Origin of the sequence: Streptomyces sp. MnatMP-M17 (genome assembly GCF_900091995.1) — a bacterium.
In the GTDB taxonomy this organism is placed as follows: domain Bacteria; phylum Actinomycetota; class Actinomycetes; order Streptomycetales; family Streptomycetaceae; genus Streptomyces.
This window is the reverse complement of sequence record NZ_FMDK01000149.1, coordinates 1-6461: the sequence shown is the minus strand read 5'-3', so window position 1 is coordinate 6461 and position 6461 is coordinate 1. Positions and strand designations below refer to the sequence as shown.

The window sequence follows — 6461 nt, the reverse complement described above, 5'->3', positions numbered from 1 at the left end:
CTAGGCCGTGTTTCAGAAGTAGCGTCGTCCGCCCGCGGGGCAGACGGGACTTCTGAAACACCGCCTAGCGCCCGGTGAGGCGCCTGGCATGCTCCAGATGCGCGGTCAGCCGCTCCTGGATCCGTACCGTGGCCTCGTCCAGCGCCTTTCGGGTGCGCCGCCCGTCACTGTCGCCCGCCTCGAAGGCGTCGCCGAAGACGACGTCCACCCGGCTGCGCAGCGGAGGCAGCGCCGGTATCAGCCGGCCGCGGCTCTCCGTACTGCCCAGGACCGCGACCGGCACGATCGGCGCTCCCGACCGTACGGCGAAGTAGGCGAGCCCGGCGCGCAGCGAGGCGAAGTCTCCCTCGCCTCTGGTGCCCTCGGGAAAGATTCCCAGCACTCCGCCGGCCCCGAGCACTCCGAGCGCGTCACCGATCGCACCGCGGTCGGCGACGGCACGGTCCACCTTCACCTGGCCGATCGACCGCAGGAACGGGTCGAGCGGACCGATGAACGCCTCCTTCTTGACCAGGAAGTGCACCGGGCGGGGCGAGACACCGATCACCATCGGACCGTCGATGTTGTGCGAGTGGTTGACGGCCAGTATCACCGGGCCGCTCCCGGGGACCCGCCAGGCGCCCAGCACCCGTGGCTTCCAGAGCCCGTTCATCAGTCCGACGCCGATACGGCGGCCGACCTCCGCGCCCTGTGCGGACACCGTGCTCACTTCGCGGCCCGCTTCTCCTCGACCAGGGCCACGACACGCTCCACGACCTGCTGGAGCGTGAGCTCCGTGGTGTCGACCTCGATCGCGTCGTCGGCCTTGGCGAGCGGGGACGTCTTACGGCTGGAGTCCGCCGTGTCCCGCTTGATCAGCGCGTCCTTGGTGGCGGCGACATCGGTCGCCTCCTTGCCGGTCAGCTCGCCGCTGCGACGGGCGGCACGGGCCTCCGGGGACGCGGTGAGGAAGATCTTGACGTCGGCGTCCGGCAGTACGGTCGTACCGATGTCACGGCCCTCGACCACGATGCCGTTCGCCGCGGCGGCGGCGATGGACCGCTGGAGCTCGGTGACGACGGACCGTACCTCGGACACGGCGCTGACCGCGCTCACCTTGGCGGTGACGTCCTGGGTACGGATCGGTGCCGAGGCGTCCGTACCGTCGACGGTGATCGTGGGACCGGCCGGATCCGTGCCCGAGACCAGGACGGGCTTGCCCGCGGCGGTCGCGACGGCCACGGCGTCCGTGACATCGATCCCGTTGCTGATCATCCACCAGGTCATCGCGCGGTACTGCGCGCCGGTGTCCAGATAGCTCAGCCCGAGCCGGGCGGCCACGGCCTTGGAGGTGCTCGACTTGCCCGTGCCCGAGGGCCCGTCGATGGCGACGATCACGGCGGCCGGTGCGGTCCGGGCGGGGGTTGCTCCGTTTTCCACGGGGGGCGGACACCTTCCTGGTTCTCGGGGTGGATGTGCGGGGACGCACAAACGCCCCCGCACAAGGTTACCGAGTGTTCAGGACCGCCCATGCACCCGTTCGGCGGGACGCGGGCGTACGGAACGCCGCCGCGTCACCGCCGACTCACTGCCTGATCGACCAGCCGCGCTCCCGCAGGGCCGCGGAGAGCACCGGCGCCGCCGCCGGTTCCACCATGAGCTGGGCCAGTCCCGCCTGCTGCCCGGTCGCGTGCTCGATACGGACGTCCTCGACGTTGACGCCCGCGCGCCCGGCGTCCGCGAAGATCCGGGCCAGCTCGCCGGGACGGTCGCTGACCAGCACCGCCACGATCTCGTAGGCCGCCGGAGCCGCGCCGTGCTTGCCCGGCACCCGTACCCGGCCCGCGTTGCCACGGCGCAGCACATCCTCGATCCCGGCCGCGCCGCCGCGCCGTTTCTCCTCGTCAAAGGACTGGAGCGCGCGCAGCGCCTCGACCGTCTCGCCGAGGTCCGCGGCGACTCCCGCCAGCACATCGGCGACGGGACCGGGATTCGCGGAGAGGATCTCGACCCACATCCCGGGATCGGAGGCCGCGATCCGGGTGACATCGCGGATGCCCTGGCCGCAGAGGCGTACGGCCGTCTCGTCGGCCTCCGCCAGCCGGGCGGCGACCATGGACGAGATGAGCTGAGGCGTGTGCGAGACCAGGGCGACCGCCCGGTCGTGCGCGTCGGCGTCCATGACCACGGGCACGGCGCGGCAGAGCGCGACCAGCTCCAGGGCCAGATTGAGCACCTCGGTGTCGGTGTCCGTGGTCGGCGTCAGCACCCAAGGGCGTCCGTCGAAGAGATCGGCGGTCGCGGCCAGCGGGCCGGAGCGCTCCTTGCCGGACATCGGATGCGTACCGATGTACGAGGCCAGATCGAGACCGAGCGCCTCCAGCTCACGGCGCGGGCCGCCCTTGACGCTCGCCACGTCGAGATAGCCGCGGGCCACGCCGTCCCGCATGGCCGCGGCGAGCGTGGCCGCGACATGGGCGGGCGGTACGGCGACGATCGCGAGGTCGACGGGCCCTTCGGGCGCCTCGTCCGTACCGGCGCCGAGCGCGGCGGCGGTACGGGCCCGGGACGGATCGTGGTCGCTGAGATGGACGGTGACGCCTCGGCCGGCCAGGGCCAGCGCGGCCGAGGTGCCGATCAGACCGGTTCCTATGACGACGGCTGTTCTCACAGGGCTCTCACTGGGCGATGTCCTTGCGGAGGGCGGCGGCTGCGCCGAGGTAGACGTGCGCGATCTCCGACCGGGGAAGGTCGGACTCGATATGGGCGAGGATACGGACGACTCGCGGCAGGGCGCCCTCGATGTCCAGTTCCTGGGCACAGAGGAGAGGGACATCGGCCATTCCGAGCCCACGCGCGGCGGCGGCCGGGAAGTCGCTGTGCAGATCCGGCGTGGCCGTGAACCAGATACTGATCAGATCGTCCGCGGTGAGCGCGTTGCGCTCCAGTATCGCCATGAGCAGCAGCCTGACCTGGTCGTCCATATGCCCGGGCTCGTCCCGCTCCAACTGCACGGCCCCACGGACCGCTCGTACCGCCACGACGTTCTCCTCGTTCCGTACCGCGCCCGCCAGATGCCCGGGCCGCTCAGGCCAGCCTAGACAGCCCGGCAACGCCCGGCCCGCGCTGCCGCCTCCGTACGCCGCGGCCGTACGCTCTCGCGCATGACGCCCGAAGCCCTTGTCCGTAACCACACCGTCTACTCCTGTGTGATGGGCTCGCGCGCCTTCGGGCTCGCGACGGAGGAGAGCGATACCGACCGGCGAGGTGTCTTCGCCGCACCGGCCCGGCTGTACTGGCATTTCGAGAAGCCGCCGACGCATGTGGAGGGCCCGGCGCCCGAGCAGTTCTCCTGGGAGCTGGAGCGCTTCTGCTCGCTCGCGCTGCGCACCAATCCCAATGTGCTGGAGTGTCTGCACTCCCCGCTCGTCGAGCGGCTCGACGAGACCGGCCGTGAACTGCTGGCGCTGCGCGACGCGTTCCTGTCGCGGCACGCGCACGAGACGTTCGTACGGTATGCCGTGGGCCAGCGCGGAAAGCTGGAGGCGGACGTCCGGCAGCACGGCGCCCCGCGCTGGAAGCACGCTTGCATCTGCTGCGGCTGCTCGCGAGCTGCCGGGATCTGCTGCGTACGGGCACGCTGACCATCGACGTCGGTGCGGACCGGGAGAGCCTGCTCGCGGTCAAGCGCGGCGAGGTCCCGTGGGCCGAGGTGGAGCGCAGGATGGCCCGTCTGGCCGACGAGGCCGACGAGGCGGCCACACGCTCGCCACTGCCGCCGGAGCCGGACCTCGCCCGTGTGGAGGACTTCCTGATCCGCACCCGCCGCGCCTCAGCACTCCAGCCGCACACGGACGACCAGCTCGTGCAACGCCTCGTAAGCGACGGGCGCGTCGGAAAGGGCCGTATCTGACCGCGCCTCCTCCAGGACCGCGCCCAGCGCCTCCACATCCGCCCGCAGCCGCTCCGGCCCGGGCCCGTCGGCCCGGCCGTGCTCGGCCGCGGCCTTCGCCGCGATCAGCTCCGGCAGATACCCAGGCGCCGCCACCTCGCCCAGCAGGGTGGGCAGATGCGCCTGTATCTCACCGCTGCGCATGAGATGGATACCCGTGAGCAGCGCGCGGAAGGTGTAGAGCAGAGGCTTGAGCTCACCGGTCTTCTCGAAGAGCCGCCACTGCGTCCGCGCGAAGCCCTCGTAGTGGTGCGCGTGGTGGCCGGTCAGCACGCCGGGCGCGAGCGCCGTCAGCTCCCGGTGCGTCTCGCTCGTGCGCACGACCAGCGGCGAGAGAAGCTGTTCCAGGACATAGCCGTTGTGCCGCAGCATCAGCCGGGCGAACTTGCGCAGGTCGTGGGTGACGAGATCCATTTCCGTACCGTCCCGGTCCGCCATCCAGGACCGGGTCTCGGCCGGCTCGTCGAGCCCGGTGAGCGCGGCGACCGGCAGGAGATGGACACCGCGCAGATCCACATCCGAGTCCCGGCTCGGGAATCCGTACAGATGCGCTCCGGAGACGGTGACGAACAGCAGCGGATCGCTCTCCTCCGCGAGGACCGGGCCGAGGTCGGTGACCGGCAGTCCGGCCGCGCGGAGGCGGTCTTCGGCGGTTCTCCCGTGCGCTGTTCCTCCGTCTGCGGTTCTGTCGTCCGCGGTGTCTTCGTCCGTTCGCATGGATCAAGAGTCCCAGAGGGCTCCCAGTGACATGAGGTCGCTCCGGTACTCGATGCGCTCGGCCCATTCCTTGGGCCAGGCGCCCGCGCCGAGGTGGGCGCCGGCGAAGGCGCCTGTCAGGCAGGCGATGGAGTCCGAGTCGCCTCGGGTGCAGGCGGCGCGGCGCAGGGCGGTGACCGGGTCGGCGGGGAAGAGCAGGAAGCAGAGGAGGGCGGTGGCGAGGGCCTCCTCGGCGGTCCAGCCGTCGCCGGTCGCGAGGCACGGGTCGGTCTCCGGTGAGGGCGTACGCAGGGCGAGCTGGACTCGTTCCAGGGCCGCCAGGCACTCGTCCCAGCCGCGCGCCATGAAGGACTCGGGCGCCGGATCGTGCGAGCGCGTCCAGAGGTCGCCGAGCCAGCGGTGGTGGTAGCGCTCGCGGTTCTCGTACGCGTACGAGCGCAACTGTCCCACCAGTCCCAGCGGTTCGCCGCCCTGCGCCAGCAGATACACCGCGCGGGCCGTGAGGTCCGAGGCGGCGAGCGCCGTCGGATGGCCATGGGTGAGCGCCGACTGCAACTGCGCGGCGCCCGCCCGCTGTTCGTCGCTGAGTCCCGGTACGAGCCCGATCGGTGCCACCCGCATATTGGCGCCGCAGCCCTTGGAGTCGATCCGGCTGGCCTGCTGCCAGGGCCGGTCGCTGTCCAGGAGCCGGCACGCCGTCATGCACGTACGGCCCGGGGCGCGGTTGTTGTCCGGTGAGTGGTACCAGTCCACGAACTCCTCCCGCACCGGCCGCTCCAGCCGCAGCGGACCGAGTACGCCACGGTCCATCGCCGTCCGGATGCCCCGGGCGAACGCGAGCGTCATCTGGGTGTCGTCCGTGACGATCGCGGGCCTCGGCAGGGACATCTCCCGCCATGGTCCGCACGTGGCCAGGATCGACGGCACATCGTTGAACTCGGTCGGGAAGCCGAGGGCGTCACCGAGCGCCAGCCCGATCAGCGAGCCCGTCGCGGCCTGTTTGGTGAGGGTCCTCGCGGTGATCATTCGGTCCGTCCTTCCGGTCGATCCGGTCGCAGAAGAGGTGGATGCAGTGTGGTCGCGGCGCCCGCGCGGTACAGCGCGGCCGGTTTTCCCCGGCCGCCCGTCCTGCGCGGCGGACGCTCCAGCGCCTGGACGAAGCCGGGCGTGGTGAGCACCTTGCGCCGGAAGTTGGGTGGATCGAGCTCCACGCCCCAGACGGTCTCGTACACCTGCCGCAGCTCGCCGAGCGTGAACTCGGGCGGGCAGAAGGCCGTGGCGAGACAGGTGTATTCGAGCTTGGAGCCGACACGGTCGTAGGCGTCGGCGAGGATGTGCTCATGGTCGAAGGCCAGCGGACCGTTGGAGCCGAACTCCACCCACTGGGCGCGGGCCGCGTCCCCGCCGCCGCGCGGCTCCGGCAGATCGGGCACGAGCGCCGCGTACGCCACGGAGACGACGCGCATCCTCGGATCGCGGTCCGGATCGCTGTACGTCCGGAGCTGCTCCAGATGGAAGGTGCCCGCGGTCCGCGCCGACAGGCCGGTCTCCTCGGCGAGTTCACGAAGGGCGGCCTGCCCGGCGGACTCCCTCGGCAGGACGAAGCCGCCCGGCAGCGCCCAGGCGCCCCGATAGGGCTCCTGGCCGCGCTCGACGAGCAGGACATGCAGCCGGCCCTCGCGGACGGTGAAGACGGCGAGGTCGACGGTGACCGCGAACGGCTCGAAGGCGGACGGGTCATAGTCCTCAGGCACCCGCGCACGCGCCCGCCCACCGGCCGGAGCACCAGCCGGAGCGCCGGCCCGCCGCGCGC

At 71.6% G+C, this 6461-nt stretch carries 7 protein-coding genes and 1 pseudogene; 1 reads left to right on the top strand and 7 read right to left on the bottom strand.

The annotated features are described in order from the left end of the window. Positions 1-64 precede the first annotated feature (64 nt). The 4 genes from GA0115259_RS07785 to aroH all read right to left on the bottom strand — a co-directional run bounded on the left by GA0115259_RS07785 (position 65) and on the right by aroH (position 3020). Positions 65-652, bottom strand: a complete 588-nt coding sequence (locus GA0115259_RS07785) for a lysophospholipid acyltransferase family protein (RefSeq protein WP_093592843.1) — start codon at positions 650-652, stop codon at positions 65-67. Positions 653-705: 53 nt separating this feature from the next. Continuing rightward, positions 706-1419: a (d)CMP kinase gene (gene cmk, locus GA0115259_RS07780; RefSeq protein ID WP_093592840.1), complete on the bottom strand. Its 714-nt coding sequence runs from the start codon at positions 1417-1419 to the stop codon at positions 706-708. Between the two features lie 145 nt (positions 1420-1564). Beyond that, on the bottom strand, positions 1565-2650 hold the full coding sequence (locus GA0115259_RS07775; protein ID WP_093592837.1) for a prephenate dehydrogenase: 1086 nt from the start codon (positions 2648-2650) through the stop codon (positions 1565-1567). A 7-nt stretch (positions 2651-2657) separates the two neighbouring features. After that, complete coding sequence (gene aroH / locus GA0115259_RS07770; protein WP_093592834.1) at positions 2658-3020, bottom strand: chorismate mutase; 363 nt, start codon at positions 3018-3020, stop codon at positions 2658-2660. Between the two features lie 123 nt (positions 3021-3143). Between aroH and GA0115259_RS07765 the strand changes: the two are divergent. Beyond that, a pseudogene (locus GA0115259_RS07765) lies at positions 3144-3892 on the top strand (DNA polymerase beta superfamily protein). On the opposite strand, the gene GA0115259_RS07760 reads toward GA0115259_RS07765, so the two are convergent. Genes GA0115259_RS07760 through GA0115259_RS07750 form a run of 3 tightly spaced genes read right to left on the bottom strand, consistent with a single transcriptional unit; the run spans position 3812 to position 6402 of the window. Next, positions 3812-4648 carry a nucleotidyltransferase domain-containing protein gene (locus GA0115259_RS07760; RefSeq protein ID WP_093592831.1) on the bottom strand — a complete coding sequence of 279 codons (837 nt, stop codon included), beginning with the start codon at positions 4646-4648 and terminating at the stop codon, positions 3812-3814. The pseudogene GA0115259_RS07765 and the gene GA0115259_RS07760 overlap by 81 nt on opposite strands. Before the next feature lie 3 nt (positions 4649-4651). After that, positions 4652-5674, bottom strand: coding sequence for an ADP-ribosylglycohydrolase family protein (locus GA0115259_RS07755; RefSeq protein ID WP_093592828.1), 1023 nt, complete (start codon positions 5672-5674; stop codon positions 4652-4654). Beyond that, positions 5671-6402 (bottom strand): NUDIX hydrolase, encoded by a 732-nt coding sequence (locus tag GA0115259_RS07750; protein WP_093592825.1) that lies wholly within the window; start codon positions 6400-6402, stop codon positions 5671-5673. The genes GA0115259_RS07755 and GA0115259_RS07750 overlap by 4 nt, the downstream gene beginning before the upstream one ends. Between the last annotated feature and the right edge of the window lie 59 nt (positions 6403-6461).